General features: G+C 48.5%; 18 protein-coding genes. 1 reads left to right on the top strand and 17 read right to left on the bottom strand.

Features of this window, described 5'->3' with window-relative positions; genetic code table 11:
- Positions 1-18: 18 nt before the first annotated feature.
- From JZI27_RS03000 to JZI27_RS02945, 12 genes are all read right to left on the bottom strand, one after another.
- Complete coding sequence (locus JZI27_RS03000; RefSeq protein WP_122908266.1) at positions 19-969, bottom strand: NAD-dependent epimerase/dehydratase family protein; 951 nt, start codon at positions 967-969, stop codon at positions 19-21.
- The gene (locus JZI27_RS02995) at positions 966-1,775 is read right to left on the bottom strand and encodes a glycosyltransferase family 2 protein (RefSeq protein WP_280206749.1); all 810 of its coding nucleotides are present in this window, start codon (positions 1,773-1,775) and stop codon (positions 966-968) included. Before JZI27_RS02995 ends, JZI27_RS03000 begins: the two co-directional genes overlap by 4 nt.
- Entirely contained in the window at positions 1,772-2,818 is a 1,047-nt protein-coding gene (locus tag JZI27_RS02990; protein WP_280206748.1) for a glucose-1-phosphate thymidylyltransferase, read from the bottom strand. The genes JZI27_RS02995 and JZI27_RS02990 overlap by 4 nt, the downstream gene beginning before the upstream one ends.
- Positions 2,819-2,940: 122 nt before the next feature.
- The gene (locus tag JZI27_RS02985; protein WP_122908269.1) at positions 2,941-4,119 is read right to left on the bottom strand and encodes a glycosyltransferase family 4 protein; all 1,179 of its coding nucleotides are present in this window, start codon (positions 4,117-4,119) and stop codon (positions 2,941-2,943) included.
- Positions 4,100-4,447, bottom strand: coding sequence for a hypothetical protein (locus tag JZI27_RS02980; protein ID WP_251242842.1), 348 nt, complete (start codon positions 4,445-4,447; stop codon positions 4,100-4,102). The genes JZI27_RS02985 and JZI27_RS02980 overlap by 20 nt, the downstream gene beginning before the upstream one ends.
- Positions 4,448-4,730: 283 nt before the next feature.
- Positions 4,731-5,414, bottom strand: coding sequence for a DnaD domain-containing protein (locus JZI27_RS02975; RefSeq protein ID WP_057134088.1), 684 nt, complete (start codon positions 5,412-5,414; stop codon positions 4,731-4,733).
- 121 nt (positions 5,415-5,535) lie between these two features.
- A complete protein-coding gene (gene asnS / locus JZI27_RS02970) occupies positions 5,536-6,825 on the bottom strand; it encodes an asparagine--tRNA ligase (protein ID WP_251242843.1) in 1,290 nt (429 codons plus the stop codon).
- A 195-nt stretch (positions 6,826-7,020) separates the two neighbouring features.
- Positions 7,021-9,261, bottom strand: a complete 2,241-nt coding sequence (locus JZI27_RS02965; protein WP_280206746.1) for a WIAG-tail domain — start codon at positions 9,259-9,261, stop codon at positions 7,021-7,023.
- Positions 9,262-9,421: 160 nt separating this feature from the next.
- The gene (locus JZI27_RS02960; RefSeq protein WP_280206744.1) at positions 9,422-10,948 is read right to left on the bottom strand and encodes an AAA family ATPase; all 1,527 of its coding nucleotides are present in this window, start codon (positions 10,946-10,948) and stop codon (positions 9,422-9,424) included.
- Entirely contained in the window at positions 10,941-11,468 is a 528-nt protein-coding gene (locus tag JZI27_RS02955) for a hypothetical protein (RefSeq protein WP_057134052.1), read from the bottom strand. Before JZI27_RS02955 ends, JZI27_RS02960 begins: the two co-directional genes overlap by 8 nt.
- 142 nt (positions 11,469-11,610) lie before the next feature.
- Positions 11,611-12,090, bottom strand: coding sequence for a cell wall elongation regulator TseB-like domain-containing protein (locus tag JZI27_RS02950; RefSeq protein WP_122908544.1), 480 nt, complete (start codon positions 12,088-12,090; stop codon positions 11,611-11,613).
- Between the two features lie 34 nt (positions 12,091-12,124).
- Positions 12,125-12,826: a hypothetical protein gene (locus JZI27_RS02945; RefSeq protein WP_280206742.1), complete on the bottom strand. Its 702-nt coding sequence runs from the start codon at positions 12,824-12,826 to the stop codon at positions 12,125-12,127.
- Positions 12,827-12,961: 135 nt separating this feature from the next.
- Here JZI27_RS02945 and JZI27_RS02940 point away from each other — a divergent pair, with 135 nt between their 5' ends.
- Entirely contained in the window at positions 12,962-13,123 is a 162-nt protein-coding gene (locus JZI27_RS02940) for a hypothetical protein (RefSeq protein WP_183184881.1), read from the top strand.
- Between the two features lie 85 nt (positions 13,124-13,208).
- On the opposite strand, the gene JZI27_RS02935 is transcribed toward JZI27_RS02940, so the two are convergent.
- The 5 genes from JZI27_RS02935 to JZI27_RS02915 all read right to left on the bottom strand — a co-directional run bounded on the left by JZI27_RS02935 (position 13,209) and on the right by JZI27_RS02915 (position 20,625).
- Positions 13,209-14,507 (bottom strand): amidohydrolase, encoded by a 1,299-nt coding sequence (locus tag JZI27_RS02935; RefSeq protein WP_280206739.1) that lies wholly within the window; start codon positions 14,505-14,507, stop codon positions 13,209-13,211.
- 19 nt (positions 14,508-14,526) lie between these two features.
- Positions 14,527-15,150, bottom strand: a complete 624-nt coding sequence (locus JZI27_RS02930) for a redox-sensing transcriptional repressor Rex (RefSeq protein ID WP_057134046.1) — start codon at positions 15,148-15,150, stop codon at positions 14,527-14,529.
- 20 nt (positions 15,151-15,170) lie between these two features.
- Positions 15,171-16,076 (bottom strand): ComEC/Rec2 family competence protein, encoded by a 906-nt coding sequence (locus tag JZI27_RS02925; RefSeq protein WP_251242848.1) that lies wholly within the window; start codon positions 16,074-16,076, stop codon positions 15,171-15,173.
- 93 nt (positions 16,077-16,169) lie between these two features.
- Positions 16,170-19,076, bottom strand: a complete 2,907-nt coding sequence (gene dinG / locus JZI27_RS02920) for an ATP-dependent DNA helicase DinG (RefSeq protein ID WP_280206735.1) — start codon at positions 19,074-19,076, stop codon at positions 16,170-16,172.
- Between the two features lie 91 nt (positions 19,077-19,167).
- Complete coding sequence (locus tag JZI27_RS02915) at positions 19,168-20,625, bottom strand: tetratricopeptide repeat protein (protein WP_280206734.1); 1,458 nt, start codon at positions 20,623-20,625, stop codon at positions 19,168-19,170.
- Positions 20,626-20,669: the final 44 nt, after the last annotated feature.

Here is a 20,669-nt window from a genome sequence, read left to right as displayed (position 1 = left end):
CCTCCTATCCTTTCGTTCTTATCCCTTGTCTTGCGCTTGTAAGTCTGCCAATTGCAATCGAAGCCCTTCCTCCAAAGCGACCCGTGGCTTGTAACCTAATTTCCCGGTGGCAAAACGAATGTCTGCACTGGTGCGTTTGGAATCTCCTGCTGAATCAGCCATGTAGGTAATCTTTGGAGAGACATTCAGCAAGCTTCCCATGAGGTTCAGGACATCAATCAGTTTGAATTCGCGATCGCCACCAATATTGAAAATATCTCCCGGATCTGCGTACTGAGCCGCCAAGATGTTGGCTTCCACCGCATCCGTGACAAAAGTAAAATCCCGACTCTGCTGTCCGTCGCCGTAGATGGAGACGGTCTCCCCCTTCATCAGATGGCGAAAAAATCGGTGAAAAGCCATATCCGTGCGTTGTCTGGGCCCATATACGGTAAAGTAGCGGAGCATGGTGACCGGCAGCCCGAATGCTTTTACATACACCTGACAAATTTGCTCCATCGACGCCTTGGTCACCCCATAGGGCGAGATTGGGCGCAACGGCGTCTGTTCGTCTGTTTTATCGCCATCCATGGTGCCGTACACAGACGAAGAAGAAGACGCTACGATGACAGGTGGCTTTGGGAGCTTCAGGCACGCCTCCAGAAGGGATTGTGTGCCCAGAATATTGTGACTTACATAGTCAGTAAAGGCTGTGCCCCAACTGCTCCGTACGCCTGGGAGGGCAGCCAGATGATAGACGACATCTACTCCCTCCAACCACTCCTCCCATCGATTCGCCTGGATCATGGCTGAATGAAAGGTGAAGGCCGGATGGGTTCCGATTTCCGCCAGGTTACGCAGTTTGGCAGCGACATCATAATTGTCGAGAAAACCGTCTATTCCTATCACGGTAGCGCCGTCACGAAGCAAGCGCTGCGTCAAATGCGATCCGATAAATCCGGCACATCCGGTGACAAGAGCTTTTGTCATCGACGACGACGCCTCCCTTTCCGTTTCTTCAGCTTTCTGATGACCAGGTAGCCTTCCCTATAGCCGTAGACTGCTCTATATTTGTTCCCCCAACGTTTCAAATAGTAGGAAAAGGTTTTCTTCCGCAGGTGGTTTCTTCTTCTTTTCATTTTCCCGTCCGTCAGCTGCCCTTTATGCTTGGTTCGATTGTATAATTTGCGGTTAATAAACCGTACAGGGTACTTTTCGATCAGTCGCAGAATGATGCGGCGGTCTTCCATGATCCGTCCTTGGTATTTATCAGAGGTGTCCCAGCCTCCGACCTCATGCAAAGCAGAAACACGATAGCAGCGTGGCGCCACCATCCAGCGGTTGTATTTCAAAAACTGATACTTGTTGCGAAAATGTTTGTGCCGCACTAGAAATGGATTGTAGTACTTACCTCGCTTCACACGCCAAATCTTTACATTCCCGTAGTATAGAGCTGTTTTTGCTCTGCTTTTGTGAATGTATTTCTTCATTACGGCAAGCGTGCGTTTTGGCAGCCAATCATCTGAATCCAATTGCAACAGATAGGGGGTATTGATTAGGGCAAGCGCCTGGTTCATCACTTTGGAGATACCTGAGTTTTTTTCCATCCGATAGTACATCACGTTTGGAAGGTGCAAGTATTTTTCTACTTTTTTTCGCGTATTGTCGGTAGAGGCATCATCCATGATCAACAAGTTCCAGTCTTTTGACGTTTGCTTCATGACACTGGAGATCGCTTTGCGAATAAACTTTGCCCGATTGTAAGTCGGGATCACAACAGTAAAGGTCGGACTCATAGCTCCTCCCTCTTGACAGCTGGTATTCGAATCGATGATTTGTCACTCAGAATAATAACGCCAATGCTGTCCGTTGATTGGCCTGTCAAATGTGAGGACCGACCAAATACGCTGTCCGTCAGTTTCCAGTCGACATTTTTCAACGAACTGTTTTCTAAAAGAATGCTGTTTTCGATATGAACACAATTTTCCAATTGCACGCCATCTTGCACGGATACAAACGGTCCCAGTCGGCAATTTTTGATGTGACAACCCTCACCAATCAGGACGGGGCCAACGATTTCACAGTTTTCCAGGACGCTGCTCGTTCCTACCTGATGTGAATATCCAACCTCTTTTTCCAGCATCCAGCGATTTGCTTCCAGCCAGCGATCGATTGTTCCCACGTCGGAATATTTGCCGCTCGTAATGGCATGCGCCATATGGTAGCCACGATCAATCATCGACTGGATGGCATCTGTAATTTCATACTCCCCACGGGCCGAGGGCTGCAGTGTAGCAATCGACTCAAAGATGGGTTTGGTGAAAAGATAAGCACCAATCACCGCCAAATTACTCTTGGGCTGTTTTGGTTTTTCCTCAACACAAATGAGACGCCCATCTTTCACTTCGGCGATCCCATAATCCTGTGGTCTCTCCACTTCACTTAGCATCACGACACCGTCGGATTGTGTACGTTCAAAAGCACGCGTCAGTCCGTGCAGCGAATCCATCAGCAAGTTATCGCCCAACAACAAGATAAACGGTTCGTCTTGCAAAAACGACTGTGCCAATTGGACGGCATGTGCGATTCCCAAGGGAACCTTTTGCTCAATAAAGGTAATGGTAGCCCCGAATTGACTACCATCACCAACTAGAGGAGGAATTTGCACTTGGGAAGGGTGAATGACGATCCCGATGTCATCAACACCCACTTCACGCAGCTTGCGGATGCAAGAGTGTAAAACTGGATGATTGGCCACAGGGAGGAGGGTCTTTGGTTGCGAATAGGAAAAGGGGTGCAGTCGCGTGCCACGCCCAGCACATAAGATTAACCCTTTCACATCTATCACTCCCCAGTTGTGCTCTGTGATACTTACAACGTATGCACATCTGCGTATCTGGACAGGGCAAACGTCCACACTGGGGAAAGAAAGGGCGTAAACCTAGCGTTTTCCCGCGATTGTCACCCCGCTTTGGGAAGCTGCTGTCTCGTGTTTTGTCGTTTTTCTAGGGCTTGCTTAAAGACACGCAAATATCCTTGTGCGGTCGCATACCAGGAAAACTGCTTGGCTCTCTGTAGGGCTTGTTTTCCCATTTCCACGCGAATTTGCGGATGTTTCCACATGACCTCCCAGATTGCGGGAAGCTCACTACTCCAATCCTTGGGAGGAATCAATATCCCACTTCCCTGATGTGTCACTACTTCACCGATACCTCCGCGCGGTGTAGAAATGACAGGCTTGCCTGATGCCATCGCCTCCAGATTGACACGGCAAAACGCTTCCTGCCATACCGACGGCGTTGCCACGACATCACCAATCTGATAATAAAGAGGCATTTGGGCACTCGGAACAAAATTCACGAACTTCACCTTGTCTCCGAGAGGTTTGGCCAATTTCCGCAATTCTCGTACATAAGGGTTCAATCGATTGCTGCCATAGCCCGTACCCCCTACGATGACGAGACGAGCCAGAGGGTCCTGCTCACTTACCTTTCGAAAAGCCTTCAGCAAGACGTGGACACCTTTGGCTCGCATCAACCTGCCAGCGTAGAACAAAACGCGGTGCTCAGGCTTCAGTCCGATCTGTTTGCGCAGTTTTTTTACTGTGTAGTGGATTTTTGCCACCTGATAAGGAGAAACATCTACCCCGAGATGCACAGCATGTATTTTTTTCGCCGGAATCCTGAAAGCCTTCATAAAATGACGCCGCAAATACTCGCTGTTGGTCAGAAAACCCTCCGTGAGACGCACGACCCTTCTCATTTTTTCTTTGCTTATGATCGAAGGGGAAGCGTAGACATGGGAATGCATATTAACAAAGACCGGGATTTTGGGGAAATGGCGCTTCAAGGTCAGCACATACGCAGGTCGATTCTCCACCATGATGACATCCGGTTTATTCTTGCGAAGATGCTTGATGATTTTTTGCATATAGGGCTTCGGACCGTTGTAGTGAAATCTGACAAAATGCCGGTTTTCTTCCATCGCTGATTTTGGATAGGTCTCGCATTTGCGGGTATAGATCGTGATTTGATGTTCTGGATCCATCATCTTCGTCGCTTCATCAATATCATGCTCGACTGAGCTGCCTTTGACAGGGGGAACGGAGAATGGTCCGGGACTAATGATCGCGATGTGCATGTCGCTCGTTTTCCCACTCCTTTTTCAAAGACAGCACAACCTGATACAAATGCTGTCTTTCCTTCGTTTGCGCCTCTTCAGCTTCGAGGCTGCGCTTTTCCCACCCAGCAAGCTGCTCCTTCACTTCCTTCAGCTCCAGCTCCAGCCGCTGAATTTGTTCCTTTAGGTTCTCTTCTACCTTCTTTTCAACCACCTGCGGTTTTTGCAGGTTCATTTCCACCGGTTTCAAGCATGTGATTCTTTCTACTGCCTCATCGACGACATATTGGCCAGAGAAGACACCTGGCGTTACCCAATGGGGCAAATCCCATTTTTTCTTTTTTTCCATATACCATGACCTCCAGCATGATGCCACCTGTTCCACTCGACAATGCATGTTAGGTTAGGCAGGATGGCAACTAGCATCTACGTAATATGCTATGACACAGCCCGATGATGGGTACGTGTATAAGAAAAACTTGCTTTGTCGCAAATATATTAGAAAACTTGGCTACGGCCAAGCTTTTGGCGGAGCCTTAGTTGCACTTATACTATCTTCCGCTAATCTTTTTAGCGCTTTAGCGCACTTAAACTTTCCGATAGTATAAAAAAACCGCTCTGACTGTTTCCAATCAAAGCGGTTGCCGATGATCTTTGGTTGTTTGTTGTCTGCGGAAATTGAGACTGTATAGACGTGCTTGCTCTACGCTCGTGATTTGCTGCTTTTGCCATTCAAGCAAAATCCGATCGATGTAACGGATATGCAGCTTCCCTACCGTGGCAGCCTCACGCAACGCTGTCAAAATCAGCTCTTCCTGATAGCCATCCTGATTCGTCCACATATGGATATTCTCGATCTCAATCGGGGACAAAGGACGGCCAAAAGCTTGCTCGAAACGGGTATAGATGGCGACGGGCTCTGTATCCATCGATGCTGCCACTTCTCCAAACACTCCTCCGCCCGGAATCGACGATTGCTGCTCGCGCCACGTGTTGTAGAGCTTCCGATAGAGTGGCGTCAGATTGTACTGCTCGTGCCTCATACCAGTCTGTTCGTCACGGTACTCATCAATGGAGATCCAGTCTTCCTTCAACAGTTTTTGCAAGGATTGAATCAGTTTCATACTGGAAAGAGACATTCTCTCCTCCAGCTCTGCCAATGTGGGAAAACGATTCCCCTCCTGCTGAAAGGAAAGTAAATGGATGAGAAGCATCATTTCTTCATCTGTCAAAGACATGCGTTTATACAATTTTAAAAGCATATTGGATACAGAAGTTGCACCCTCTTGCAACAATTGCAATATATGGGAATCCATGTAGCATATTCACCTCTGGGTTGGATTTACTCGGATGTAAAAGGCGCCTGCCAGTAGGAAGAAGAATCACCCTGCTGCCCTCCAGCAACAGGGTGATTCGAAAAACAAGGAAGGAACCCGTTTATGGATAGAGACGATTCAGCATACGTGGGAACGGAATCGTTTCTCTTACGTGATCAAGTCCACAAATCCACGCGATGGTCCGCTCCAGACCCAGTCCAAAACCGGAATGTGGAACCGTTCCGTACTTGCGCAGATCGAGATACCAGCGATACGCTTCCTCGGACAGCTCGTGCTCAGCAAAGCGCTTTTCCAGCAGCTCTGGATCGTCGATACGTTGGCTGCCACCGATAATTTCACCGTATCCTTCCGGTGCGATCATGTCGGCACACAATACGACTTCCGGTCTTTCTGGATGTGGCTTCATGTAGAATGCCTTGATCTCCGTCGGATAGTGAGTGATGAAGACAGGCTTGTCATAGTGCTCGGCAATCATGGTCTCATCGGGAGCACCGAAGTCGTCGCCCCATTTGATCTCACTGCCTTTATCCTGAAGCAGCTTGATGGCATCGTCATACGTGATACGCGGGAAGGTGCCGATGACGTTTTCCAGCTTGCTGGTGTCACGCTCCAGTGTTTTCAGTTCACGCTGACAGTTCTTCAGCACGGATTGAACGACATGGGAGACAAATGCTTCCTGGATTCGAAGATTTTCTTCGTGATCGACGAAAGCCATCTCCGGCTCGATCATCCAGAACTCGATCAAATGGCGACGCGTTTTTGATTTTTCAGCACGGAAAGTAGGACCAAACGAATAGACACGCCCCAGAGCCATTGCGGCGGCTTCCATGTACAACTGGCCGGATTGGGACAGATAGGCGTCTTCGTCAAAATACTTCGTATGGAACAGGTTGGTCGTACCTTCCGCTGAAGTAGGCGTCAAAATCGGCGGATCTACCTTGAAGAAGCCATTCTCCTGGAAGAATTCGTACATCGCACGGATGACTTCTGAACGAACAGCCATAACTGCCCGTTGACGAGGAGAACGCAGCCAGAGATGGCGATGATCCATCAAGAAGTCAACCCCGTGTTCTTTCAAAGAGATTGGGTATTCTTGTGCAATCTGAATAATTTCAACACCGGTTACGGTTAATTCGTATCCACTTGGAGCGCGATCGTCTGCACGAACCACACCCGTTATGTACAAGGAGCTTTCTTGCGTCAGTTTGGAGGCATTCTCCCATACGTCTTCTGCAACTTCCGCTTTTACGACAACACCCTGAATAAAGCCAGAGCCATCGCGTAGCTGCAAAAACTGTATTTTTCCGCTGCTTCGCTTGTTATACAGCCAGCAGCCTATTCGTACTTCTTGTCCAACATGCTGCCCTACTTGGGCAATCGTCGTCAACATCGGATCATTTTCCCTCCATTTACCATTACCTAACATTGAGATGCTTGGTATACCTAACAATTATACTATCGGCATGTTTTAAATACAACGAGAACCGATTGAAGGCATTCCATTTGTTTACCGTAATAATATTATGTTTTCTTTTTTTAAAACAAAGCCCTCCTGTGTGATTAAACAGAAAGGCTTTGCAAATATCTATACTTTTGGATCGTCGCTATTATTTGTTTTTGGTTCTGCCCATTCTTGGCGGTCCGTTGTATCCCAGCCATCCACTACCTCAGCAGATTCTGACCCTTCTTCTATCGATTGCATTTCGTCTTGGAGAAGCAAATCAAGAACATGCTCCTCAAGCTCCTCGTGCTCTTCATCCTCGTCGCTCCACACATCGTGAATCGCTGAATCAACATTTTCAACGGGCAATCCTTTTTCCCCCAATGAAATCCACTGAAGCACTCCGTTGCACTCCTGCCCTGCCCGATGCCTCAAAACCGTAATAACTGAGGTCGTTTTCGTGCTGTATTTCAAGGATGTATGGCAGCCGGATTGATTCGTCATGGCCACGAGACAATAATGCGTATTCGCATAAGGAAGCGGGAGTCGGATCGTCACTTCTACTGTTTTCCGATTGGCTGGGAACCGGAAAGGAACAAACCCAAACTGCTGCAGAATGTCTCCTTGCTGGCTATGGGTTTCTACAGGGTAAAAGGATAGCTTCTCTTTTGTGACAGCACCGTGTGCCAATTTGTCAGTCGTGATGCTTTCTTTGCGCAAATGCTCGTGACCAATAGCATTTTGATTCAGATGCTCATGCTGAACAGACCGCGGACTGATGTGCTGCGTGTTCACTGCTTGATCGGCAATTTTTTCGCTGGTGATCGCTGCTTTTGCCACATGACGGGTCTTCACCGCATCTGTTGACAGTTTGGATGAAATGACCGCATAGTCCGCCATCTTTGCAGAAGTAATGCTTTGATCTGTAATTTTGTCTGTAGAGACCGATTCCGTTGCCAGCTTGGAGGTTGTTATCACGTGGTCTCCCAGATGCTGCGTCTGTATGGTGTATTCCCGAAGATGATTCCCTGCAATCAATTGATTGGTCAAATGCTGCTCTTCAATCGAACGGGGAGCAATTTTTTCTTTGGAGACAGACGCGTCGGCCAGATGATTCCGCAGAACGCTATCCTTTTTAAGGTGCTCACTCCCGATGCTACGCTCAGCCAATTTTTCCGATGTGATTCCCTTGTCAGCCAATTTATTGGCAGTAATTTGTTGATCGCCAATTTTTTGACTCGTTATCGCATGGTCATGCACATGGACGGTCTGTACACTGGATGGTTGTAAATGATAGCTGCCGATCGCTTCTTTGGCTACTTTTTCAGAAGTAATACTCGCTTGATCCAAATGCTCGGTCAGTATCGCATACGGACTGATTTTATCACTGGTTACCGCGTCCGCACGAAGATGTGCCGTATAGATGGACTGAAAGGCAATGTGCTGATCATTTACGCTTCCTGGAGTAAGATTATCACTGTCGATAGCCATTTCTGCCAGATGGTGATGCTGAACACTTCTCTCCCGTAGGTGGCGGGATTCGATCGCATCTTCGTCGATCTTGGCTGATGTTACAGCACCATCCCTCAGCTTGCTACTCGTAACAGCGCCATCCTCCAGCTTCGCTGAGTTGATGATCTCATTCGCCAGATTGCCTTTTTGGATCGTGCCCATTTTGATCTTATCCGCTGTAACTGCCTGGTCTTGTATTGTTTCCGTCGTGATGGCCTGATCCGCGATGTGCTTGGTCTGTATCGACCCATCCGCGAACTTCATGGAGTCGATCGTTTTATCTGCCAGCTTTTCAGAAGAAATGCTTTGATTCATCAGCTTATCGCCAGTAATGGAACGGTTTTGTATCATCTCACTCGAAATAATGCCATGGCTCAAGTGCTCTCGGGTTATAGCATTCGGAGCAATCTTGCTTGAGGTTACACTCTGCTCGGCTAGCTTGCTGGTGTCGACAGCGTAATCCTTCAATAGCACATTATCGATAACGCCCGTTTTGATCTTGGAGGCGTCGATGGAACGATTGGCGATTTTTTCTGTTGTTACCGCCTGATCAGTCAGATCATCCGTGTAAACAAATGATTGCGTACGCTCCCCGTTTCTTTCCTTGATTAATTTGGAGTAGGTTGTCTGATTGGAGGAAGCGCCTTGCCTGGGCATCTTTTGCAAAGGGGGATAGATCTGATGAGGAGTAGTCGTCCCGCCCTTTGTCTGTCGATTGTAGCCCCCTTCGGTTTCTTGCAATTCTCTTTCCAGCAAAATTTCCAATTCCTGATCAAGTTCAGCGCTAGTCTTCATTAGCGGAATGTCATGCAAGTCCTGTCTATAGGTCTTTCCGAGATTTTTGTTTAATTTGCGCCGATTTACGTTTGCCATACAGCTCTCCTCCCGTCCATGATTCACAACTATGCTATTGTGTAACCTATTCACTCGCATATGCAGTGGGCACAGCTTCACAGAAATTTGTTTACACAAAAAAACCCGCATTCCATTCTCGACAAGGAAAAGGAAATGCAGGTGCAATGTTCAATTTGAATTAGACAGCCACGTCGCTTTTTTCTGGCTCGGGCGCATACTTGGTCAACAGATCACGGAATTCGTCTCCTTGGAGCACTTCCGCATCCATCAATGTCTGCAAACTGTTTGTAAAGACAGGATCATACTGACTCAAAAGCTCGCGGGTCTTGTTCACCAATTCCTCCAACAGCCTTTCTACCTCATCGTGCACTCTGGTTTTGTCGACATATTGCAGGTGGACAATTCCCAAGTCGGACATCCCGCTTTGCACAATTTCTTGTGCCATACCCAAGGCTTGCTCAAAGTCATTTTTGGACCCGGTACTTCTTCCACCGTAATAAATTTCTTCGGCCACAGCGCCTCCAAGCGACACCATGATTTGTTTTTCCAGGGCGTCCTTGGTATAAAGATATCGGTCTTCCATTGGATTTTGACGTACGTATCCCAATGCCTTACCACGCGGGCTCAAAGTCACCTGAGAGACAGAGCCTGGTCGTACGATTTCACTCACAATGGCGTGACCCAATTCATGCAAGGCAACCCGTTTCTTCTCTTCCAGCGATGCTTCGCGGTCCACTTTTTCACCGAGCATCACTTTGTCTACGGCATAAGCAAAATGCTTTGCTTCAATCTTCTCATTTCCATCGCGCATCGCGTAGATCGCAGCTTCATTGGCGACGCTCTCCAGCTGTGCGCCAGAGAAACCGAATGTTTCCTGCGCGATTTTCTCCAAGACAACATCATCTGCAAGCGGTTTGTTCGCCGTATGAATCTTCATGATTTGCTCCCGGGCAGGCTTGTCCGGCAGATCTACACTGATGTGGCGGTCAAAGCGCCCTGGACGCAGCAAGGCCGCATCCAGCATATCTTTACGGTTCGTTGCTGCCATGACGAGAACACGAGGCTTGTCACTAGTCGCGACGCCATCCATCTCTGTCAGCAGCTGGTTCAAGGTCTGGTCGTACTCACGCTGCTGTTGACCATCCCTTTTCCCTCCAATGACATCGATCTCGTCAATAAAAATGATCGCACTGTCCTGGCCGTTTTTCTCGGCCATCGCCTTCACATCTCGAAACAGCTCACGAACGCGTTGTGCCCCGACACCGACGTACATCTCCACGAACTGCGAGCCTGATGCGGCAACAAATGCGGAGTTCGTGTAATTCGCTGCTGCTTTCGCCATCAGCGTCTTCCCGGTACCTGGAGGACCAGTCAACAGAACACCTTTGATCGGACGAATACCGTACTGTTCGATCTTGTCCTTGTAAACCAGGAAATCCAGCGCTTCCTTCAATTCCTTCTTGGCTCTTTCCTGGCCGCCAATATCAGCAAACTGTACGTTTGATCTGGGCATGACGTGTCTTTTCTGTTTTCCTTTACCTGCCAGAGCGATATTGCCGCCTTGTCCACCTTGCTGGCGTTGCAGCATGAAAAAGATCACACCGACCACAAGTCCTACGAGCAAAAATGGAGTGATGTTAACACCTAGAAACAAGAGAAAGATCAAGATTCCGACAACAACGCCAATGATCCAGTCTTTACGCATTTGCCGTCACCTCTTTTTCCTGTGAACGTGGAACGATTGCGTAAAAGTCCTCCGTTCCTTTTTTCATATAGATATAAATATTGGCGTCGTCCATCAAAGCGGATGCTTCATCCAGCTCATGATCGGCTTTCCATGCATCGACCATTTGCGGAATGCGGCTATACTGATGAAGATCTAAGGCTTCCTTGAAAACAAACTGCCCGCTTTGCCAGATTTCATTCATCATTTCGGACTGATTGCTGACACGTATCTCGACCGGTAAATCCCCTACCACTTTGGCCGTGTTGCGCATCAACTCCCGATACTCTTGCGGGAACAGTTCAGGTTGCGTTACATTCAAATCTATTTCGATTTTATCTCTGCCGATCTCCATTCCGTTCAAGGTTGCAGACTGCAACTGACCGATTTCTGCACGAAGAGGTTCCTCTACCTCTAATTTTTGATACAAGTACCAACCCCCGAACAGGAGAGCTAATGTCGCCAGCAAAGATAAGCCGATTGTCGTTTTTCTCAATTGCAAAGCTTACTCCCCCTTAACGATTCATCTCTCTTATCAACATTTTCAGTATATCACACGAGTATATCCAATTTTTATGCAGATGTTGGATAGCATGCCAAACAGACCTTTTCCACAATCGGAAAAGGTCTGAAAACGAAGGCGTTTATACAGGAGACAGTACATAGCTGGTCAGGATCTGACCGTTATACAGGTCATAATGCAAGTAATGAAAGCGTCCATCATGGTCCTGCAAGGTTACTTCCCAAAAACGCTGCTCTCCGTCCAAGCCTGGAACCATACCTGTCACGACAGCCTGCGGGTAATCCCGTTTTACTGCTTCCTCCACATTTTCCTTGGGCACTGCCAGATCCAGACGGTCCATCACCGTCTTTTCCTCAGTTAGCCAAGCAATGACTGGAGTGCCTGCTTCATTTTTGCCAAAAACGACCGCGTAGCTCTCTTTGCCGCGGTACTCGTCAATCGAATCGATCTGGGTGATCGTTGTGCGTTCTTGTACCCAGCCTTGGACTTGCAGTTGAAAGTCTTCCCTGCCGCCTATTACCGAAGAAGTCAAATGGTACGCCCAACCAGCGGCAATCAACAAAAGAACCGCGATGACGCCCGTTATGAATCGTACAATCACAATCCACAAATCCTCTCTACCTTATTCACGTATCTTATAATCGGAATCGCAGCTGATCCCTCTTTTCACCTGCAGACGTCTTTAGAAGCAGTTGAATTTCCAGCTGACGTACGAGCCCTGTCTTTTCGTCGTACCAGAGTTCATAGTCCACAGCAATCTGCTTTGCCAATTCAGGTGAAAGCTCTTTGATTGGAAAAGAAGGCCCTAGCCACATATCCAGGAGACTTGTCACTTCCTGAGAGGGTACAGAAATATGAAACCCCCTCCAGCCCTGGCCGCTTGTGTCCTGAACCGGTGTTGTCTCAAGAGATTGCATAACTCCTTTGAGCAATTCAGCGTGCTCATGTGGCGTGTAAAGCGCGTATGGCAATGCAGCATGATCCTGCGCTTGACCGTCTATCTGAACAGTCACCTGTTGCTGGTCATCGCGCTTAATCTCGAGCTTGTGACCGCCAATCTCTCCCTCCAAACGGAATCGATCCTGTTCGTAGCTGCCATTCAACGCACTTTCCTTCATGTACACAATAAACGACCGCTCTTTTTGCTCCGTCAATTGGTCCAAGAGAGCGGTCAAAGCGATTTGTTCCTCTATGCGACGATCAACCGTTTGATGGCTGACAAGTGAAGACTCTTCCACAGCATTCCGATTGCCAGCCATGCCCATTGTGATCCCAACCAGAAAAAGGACCAAAAAAGCGGGTAAGCCCCACCACAGCAGTTTGGGTCGGATATACATGTCCCTTCCCCCCTGTCCCGTTTTTTGTGTAAGCCTATGCTATACGGGAAGGTTTTAGAACGGGACGGAAAAGTTGCTAATCATAGCATGGAGGTGGTCGGTCATACTAGTGTTACACCCGAAGGAGGTGAGCGCGTGAACATGTCACAACGAACCACATCTCCTGATGTATTAGGGTTTCTGTTACAGGAATACCGCGTCTCCTGGGCAGCGCTATCCTCTCCGCTGCGCAATTTGTCTCACACACCCACACTGCATTTTCGCCACCGAACCCTCAATGAACTGTGGCGAAAATGAGCACGGCCTGATTGTTTCAACAAATTCCCCTACCTACACCTACACTTGTTTACTCCTGTCTTGAGAAGGGCAGGAGCCTTTTTCATTATCGATTCAACAATTGGAACATGCGGTTTGCTTCAAAAATCGCCTTCTCTTCATCCAGCGTCAACAGCTCACGATTCCGCATCAGGAAGCTACCAGCTACAATCGTGTCCTTCACGTCACGTCCATTGGCCGCATATACCACATGGGAGACAGGTTCATGAGCAGGATGGAAATGAGCTTGATGGCTGTCGAGAACAATCAGATCAGCCTGTTTGCCCACTTCAATAGAACCCAGGGAATCTCCCTGGAAGACACCATCCGCACCATAGCGTGTCGCCATGCGCAAAGCAGCGTCAGCTGGCACTGCAACCGGATCGTAATTGACTCCTTTATGCAAAATCGCGGCAAGCTTCAGCTCTTCAAACAGGTTGAGATTGTTGTTGCTTGCTGAGCTGTCTGTTCCAAGCGAAACACTGATGCCTTTTTCCAGCATTTTTGGAACAGGCGCCACACCGCTTGCCAGCTTCAGATTGCTCACGACATTGTGAGAAACTTTTACTTGGTATTTTGCCAAGATATCGATCTCTTCATCCGTCAAGTGAACAGCGTGTGCGAGCAAGGTTGGACGGGAGAACATGCCCAGCTTCTCCAGGTGTGCTACTGGACGAAGCCCGTAATCCTTCTCATTTTGCCCAACTTCCCATTGGGTTTCCGACATATGAATGTGCAGAGGTAGAGAAAGCTCATCCGCTTTTTCAATAATTTGCATAATGAATTCTGGCGAGCACGTGTATGGAGCATGTGGTGCCATCATGACAGTGATGCGTCCATTTGCTTGGTAGTGCCATTCTTTGGCAAACTGTGTGGCATCCTTCAATTTCGTTTGACGCTCTTCCTCCGAGCACAAGCCGATCATGCCGCGACAAAGACGTGCGCGCATACCGGATTCATCTACCGCTTTTGCTACTTCGTCCATGTGATCGTACATATCTACAAAGGTTGTCGTACCCGTGCGAATCATCTCAATCAGGGAAAGATGCGTACCCCATTTCACATGATCAGCCGTAAATTGAGCCTCCAATGGCCACATTTTGTCTTCCAGCCACTGCTGAAGCGGCAAATCATCTGCATAGCCGCGAAGCAAGGACATTCCGGCATGCCCATGTGTATTAATAAGACCTGGAAGCACGTAATCCCCTTTTTGATCGATCACTTCGTCATAGCTTGAAACATCTACTGGTGTAGGTCCTACATACGTAATTTTGCCATCCTCGAATGCCACAGCACCGTCGTGGATCACTTCATTGCTGTCGTTTACTGTAATGACAGTTGCATGTGTCAAAATCGTCTTCTTCATCTCGATTCTCCGTTCTCACCTATGTAATGTAATAAGCCAGGCTTTGCAAATTAGACGTAACATCGGCATAATGAACACGCACATCCTTGGGGACTTTGATGGTCGTCGGAGCGAAATTCAGAATGCCTTTGATCCCGAAGCTAACCAGCTGGTCACAAACGGTTTGCGCAGCTGGAGCAGGTACGGTCATGATAGCCAGCTTGATATTTTTTTCCGCTATGGTATGTGCCATTTCACTCATGGACTGAATAGGCAGACCTGCAACTTCTTTGCCTAGCTTGCTGGCATCATTATCAAAAATCGCAGCTATCCGAATGTTGTCTTTCACGTACGCGTTGTAGTTGCTGATCGCATGACCCAAATGACCCGCTCCGACAAGAACAACCCGTACTTCATCGGTTAGCTTCAAAATCTGGCGGATATTTTCCACCAGGTAATTCACATCATAGCCGATCCCTTTTTTGCCGAAATCTCCGAACGCGGCTAAGTCTTTTCGTATTTGCGCGGGATTCACGTCCAGATTCATGCCCATTTGTTGGGAGGACACGGTTGTTACGTTGACCTGCTGCAAATAAGATAGGTACCGAAGATAAATCGGCAAGCGGCGAACGACCGCCTCCGAAATCTTTTCATATTTGGCCACGTACGGTCTTTCCTCCTTCTTTACTGCTGTTTTAGTACCCGATAATCCTTGCCATTGGACAAGATCGTAATCGATCCATCCTGACTGGTCAAGTACGTCTCTGCCCACGATTCACCCAGTCTCTCCAACACTTCAGTCTGATTATCCTTCATCTCTTCACGGGTTTTTCCCGTCTGGATAATCGCGACTTGTGGATCAACCTGGGTCAGGAAGGGTTGGGAGGACGCTTGATTGCTCCCCTGATCCCCCACTTTCAACACCACTGACTTCAATTCATTGGCGTGGCGTTCCAATAGGCGCTCTTCCGCCTTTTCGTTGATGCCGCTCGTGAAGAGAAAGTTGAGTTCGAGATGCCTCAACTGAAAAACAAGAGAATTGTTCTGGGGTGACAAGAACAAGGGCTCATTGGGTGATAGCGCTCGTATGGAGACTTCATCATCCAGCTCGAGAACCTGATTATCTGTTACGTCCAAACGCTTTTGGTCCGGTTTTAGGGATACTGCATGACGAATCACTGGTTCGATTAGCTTGGGTACGATCAGTTTATCTATGACCAGCTTCTCAGCAAGAAAGGGATAGCCTCCCGCATGCTCTGGCTGGTCATTGGTCAGCACGACATAATCCAATCGTGTCACGTGGCGCTCCAGTAATCGTTCCTGCAAGACTGGCCAATCCTCTTCACTGCCCGTGTCGATGAGAATCGTTTTGGCTTTGGGGTACGGCAAGCGAATCAAAGTGCTTTCCCCATGCGGCAAGGCAAAATAGGTAATGACCAGTCCGGTAAAATCACGTTCATTCTCACTGGCAAACGGGTCATCCACCTTGATGACTTCTTGCACAAAACGGCTGTCGACCGAAGAGCAGCTGATGAGCAAAATGACGCACAGTCCGAGAAAAAATCGTATCCATCCCGTTTTCCCTAACATGTATTTTATCACCTAAATCCTTGGGAGACTATGGATTCATTTCTGAGTCTGAATAGAAAGCCCGGTGCGGTGTATGTCGCAACGGCTTTATTTCTATTCATTTCTATCGTCCAAGGGTAGCATACCCAAAAATTCAGGGATTTGTTGACGAAGTGTAGGCCAAGCTCCGCTTTCTATCTGAAAAGGCGGCAGAGATTGCAGGAATGTCCGGCCGTATCGGGATTCAACCACACGCGTGTCAAAGACCACGACAACTCCACGGTCAAGGTGATGGCGTATCAGGCGGCCAACCCCTTGCTTAAATTGAATCACAGCTTGAGGCAACGCCATGGACATAAAGGCGTTTTTGCCCGCCTCCTTCATGAGTTCAGCCCTTCCCTGATAAACCGGGTGATTGGGCGGTGTAAAAGGCAAACGAACAATCACCAGGCAACTAAGCGCCTCACCCGGAATATCGACACCCTCCCAAAAGCTGCTCGTTCCAAACAGGACACTTCGCTCCATCGTTTGGAACTGATGAATCAGCTTGCTGCGGTTATTGCTGTCAATTCCCTGCCCAAGCAGCGTATAGGGAACGTCTTCATCCACTAGCCGCTCTTTCATCGCCTGATACACCTGACGCAGCATGGAGTGGGACGTAAAAAGCAGCATGGTACGTCCTTTCGCTGCTGTCACGACATCCAAGCTGCCCTGAATGATTGCATCCAAATAGTTCTGTTCCGTATCTTTTCCTGGCAAGGGAAAGTCAGAAGGAATCAGTACCAGGCCTTGCCCTTGATAATCAAAGGGAGATGGTAGCGACAAGGTACGGACTCGCTCCTCAGGAAGCTGATCCAGACCACATTGATTCAGCATGTAGGTAAAGCTGTTTTTTACAGTCAAGGTTGCCGAGGTCAATATCAGACTTTGCTTTTGGGCAAAAAACGGTTCGGCCAACGCATTGGAGACCTCGAGCAGCGCTGCATAGAGATGGACCTGCTTCCTAGCCATCCTCGTTTCTACTTCCATCCAATAGACAAACTGAGGATCTTGTTCCAGTAAGAAAAAATGAAGGAGCTCCATTCCCTTTTGCATTTCTTGCAATAGGCCGTGCAAATCCGTGCGTAAGCTGCGCAGCGAAAATGGTGGCTTCTCCTCAGTGCGACCTAACTGCAGCAGCTGGTCACCGATTTGGGCTACCTCTCCGATTGCCTGTATGATTTTTTGCGCGGATTTCTTGATTCGCTCACTTTTGCCTGTAAACATGGCCACCCGATAGCGAACGGTCTCGCGCCCAGCATCGGTCGTCTCCTCAGCACGTTTGGAAGCCCAATCGAACAGCTGCACAGACCACTTCTGCACCTTTTCCCGCAATGGAATGCTTACTTTTTCCCATTTTTCGATCAGTTCCTTAGCCAGTTCCTTCGTTTCCGGTAACCAGGCAGTCAATTCCTCGGCAAAGCGATGGAGCATTCCGCCTTTATCCAACGACGCCCGATCCAACAGGAACAACAACTGTGTGGTGGTGAGTTGTTTGCCCAAATGCTGGGTGGCTGCTTCCTCCAGATGATGAGCCTCATCGATGATCGCCACATCATAAGGCGGCAAAATTCTGTTTTCTGCCTGCATATCGCTGATCAGAAGCGCGTGATTGACGATGATGACTTCAGCTTCACGTGCGCGATCCTTGGCTTTAAAATAATAGCAGCGGCTAAACCAAGGGCATGCACGGTTCAAGCAAGAGCCCGTGTCGCTTTTCACCTGCTGCCAAAAGAGCTGTCCCGTAGTGGGCAAGCTCAGCTCCTCCACATCCCCTGTTTGGGTCTGCGTCAACCAGGTCAGCATTTGCCCTTTTACCAGCCTGATTTCCTGACTGGTTCCCTCGACCGGCTCGTCCAAAGCCTGTTCGAATTTTCGCAGACAGAGGTAATTGCCCCTGCCCTTCAAAGTCGCGGTCGTAACAGAAAACGGCAACGCTTGCTGCAAGGCCCTCATTTCCTTGTGGAAAAGCTGCTCCTGCAGCTGGATCGTATTCGTGCTGATCACGAGCTGTTGTTGATTTTGTTTTGCCCATATCACCCCAGGCAGCAGGTAGCCCAATGATTTTCCCGTTCCTGTACCTGCCTCCACGAGCAAGTGAACGCCGTCATGCATCGCTTGAAACACAGCTCGCATCATCGCTTCCTGCGCATCACGACGCTGATAAGAGGCTACATTGCGCTGTAAACTTCCCTGCTCCCCCACCGTCTCTTCCAATAGCTCATCAAACGACTTGTATTCGATTTGATCAAATTGGGGTCGCTTTAAAGATGCCTCTAGCTTTTCCTCCGCCTTATTCAAAGCCAGCTGACGGTACACATCCCACATGTGTGAATCCGGTTTTCCTTCATTTTCTTCCAGCTGAGGAAGCTCGACCAGCTTTTCCATTTCGACGTGTCGAAGCAGCACTTGAATATCCGATCGAAAAGATGATACGAGCATTTGCAGCCTTTGGATGGTGACTAACGGCAAGCGCTGCAGCACGTCATAGAGATACATGTACAGTTCCGCAGTCGCCAATGCGTCACTGTCTGCTTGATGCGGACGATCATGCTCGATATCCAGATCAGAAGCAAGCTCACCCAGTCGATAGCTGTTCTGCATCGGCAGGAGCAGACGGGCTAGCTCTACGGTATCCAGCACATATCCGTCAAACGTATAATAGCCCTGACTCAGCAGGGCTTCTTGTAAAAATTGGAGATCAAAATAAGCGTTGTGGGCAACGAACGTACGCCCCTCCAACATCCGTAAAAAGCGGGGAAACGCATCTTCGATCGTAGGAGCGTCTTCTACCATGTCATCCGTAATCCCTGTAAGCTGGGTAATGAAAGGCGGAATGGATTGCTCCGGATTGATCAATGTAGAAAAGCTGTCCACGATCTGCCCGTCGTCAATCGCTACGGCGCCAATCTGGATGATTTTGTCTCCCTGGCGTGGATTGCTTCCTGTCGTTTCAAAATCTACAACGAGTAATCGATTCAAATCAGTTGTCACCTCGTAACCTAGGCAGAGCCTGAAAAATGGCTCTCCTCACTTTCGGCAACGATGGGGAATCTTCCTGCTGCCAATCTTCTCAAGTCTTCAACAGCTCGTCAACGGCGATGGTCTTCCCCTGTTTGCTGGCACACAGCTGCAAATAGATAGGAATTTCCCGAAGCTGGTCACCAAACGGAGCGGCACGGCTAAAATACTGTTCGGCAAGGATCCAATTTTCCTCAATCATAGAGAGGCGTCCCAGATGAAAACAACCTAACGCATGAAGAAATGGCACCTCGTCCTCCAGGAATGTTTTTGCAAGCTGCTTGGCAGCCTGAATTTCACCTGATTTTTCATAGGCTGCAATCATGCCTGATTGCGCCAGCCGATTCGAGCTGTCCTTTTCCAGTACCTTGCGAAAAGCATTCATCGAATTATCAATCTCCCCATCGAACAGACACATCCAGCCGTAGCTGAACAAAAAATCTGTTTGATCAGGCGCCAGTGAAATCGCTTTTTTCATCAACGTTGCAGCTCGTCGCGTACCAGCAATCAGCCACGTATTCCACGCGAGCCCGTGCCAAGTCCAGCCTTCTTTGGGCAATCGCTCGGTTAAAAACCGATAGCAGATTTGAGCCCGATGATAATTGCCGACCGCCTCGTAGAGGTCTGCCATTTCCTTGAGCGTCTCACTTTCCAACTCTCGTGTAGGCAGTTGCAGTAAACCGGGCGGTTCCAGCTCAGCTGCTTCGTCCATCCCTTGCAACTGGTGTGCAGCTCGCAACCATAGCATTTGAGCTTCCCAATCGTGCTCATGTTCCTGCAAGTACTTGCTTATTTCTTCAACGGATTCTTGTGCGTCTTGGTCCATGTAATAGCATAGGGCCAAATTAAAGCGTGCATCCTCATGATCTGGCTTCGTTTCCAATGCCACTTTGAACGCCTGTGCTGCTTCCAGCCATTGCTGTTCTTCTGCCAGCATGCAGCCTACTGCATTATAACTGATAGCAACAATGGTTGGCGAGCTAGCAACCTTGCATAGAAAACGAAACTCCCGCAAGGCAAACTCACGTTCTTCGCAAAACAACAGGCTGTATGCGTAGTATAAGCGACCTGTTTCCCAGTCTGGAGCTGCTGCCACAAGTTCAGCAAAGCAAGCTTTGGCATCCGTAAACATGCGCAAATGATAAAATCCCTCACCACGTCGAAACAGATGCTCGAAATCTAGAGGCTGCTCCTTCATGTCGAGAGGTGCATCGTTTTTTTCTTCGTCTTTTTTCATTTCTTTTTTCAGCGTATGAATAGCAGATGCTGCCGAATCACTTTGGTCCTCTGTATCGGGCACTTGCCCCTCCATTTGTTTCACTTGCCGAATCGTCTGGGACAATTTTTCCTCGAATTGCAGCCACAAATCCACAACCCGATCGCTAACCTGCCTCAGATAGAACAGTTGATCTGCCATGACCAGGCGTTCCTGCTCAGTTGCTTGCGGCCATTTTTCTTCAATCTTTTCCGCCTTGCCTCGCAAGCCGTGGAACCAATCCTCTATTTTCACGCAAAAGCCACCCCCTATGAGGCGTGAGTACTTTCATTGTCTCA

The organism is Brevibacillus sp. AY1 (assembly GCF_029870785.1).
Classification (GTDB): domain Bacteria; phylum Bacillota; class Bacilli; order Brevibacillales; family Brevibacillaceae; genus Brevibacillus; species Brevibacillus invocatus.
Note: the sequence above shows the minus strand (reverse complement) of the source record. Positions and strands in the feature narration are given on the sequence as shown.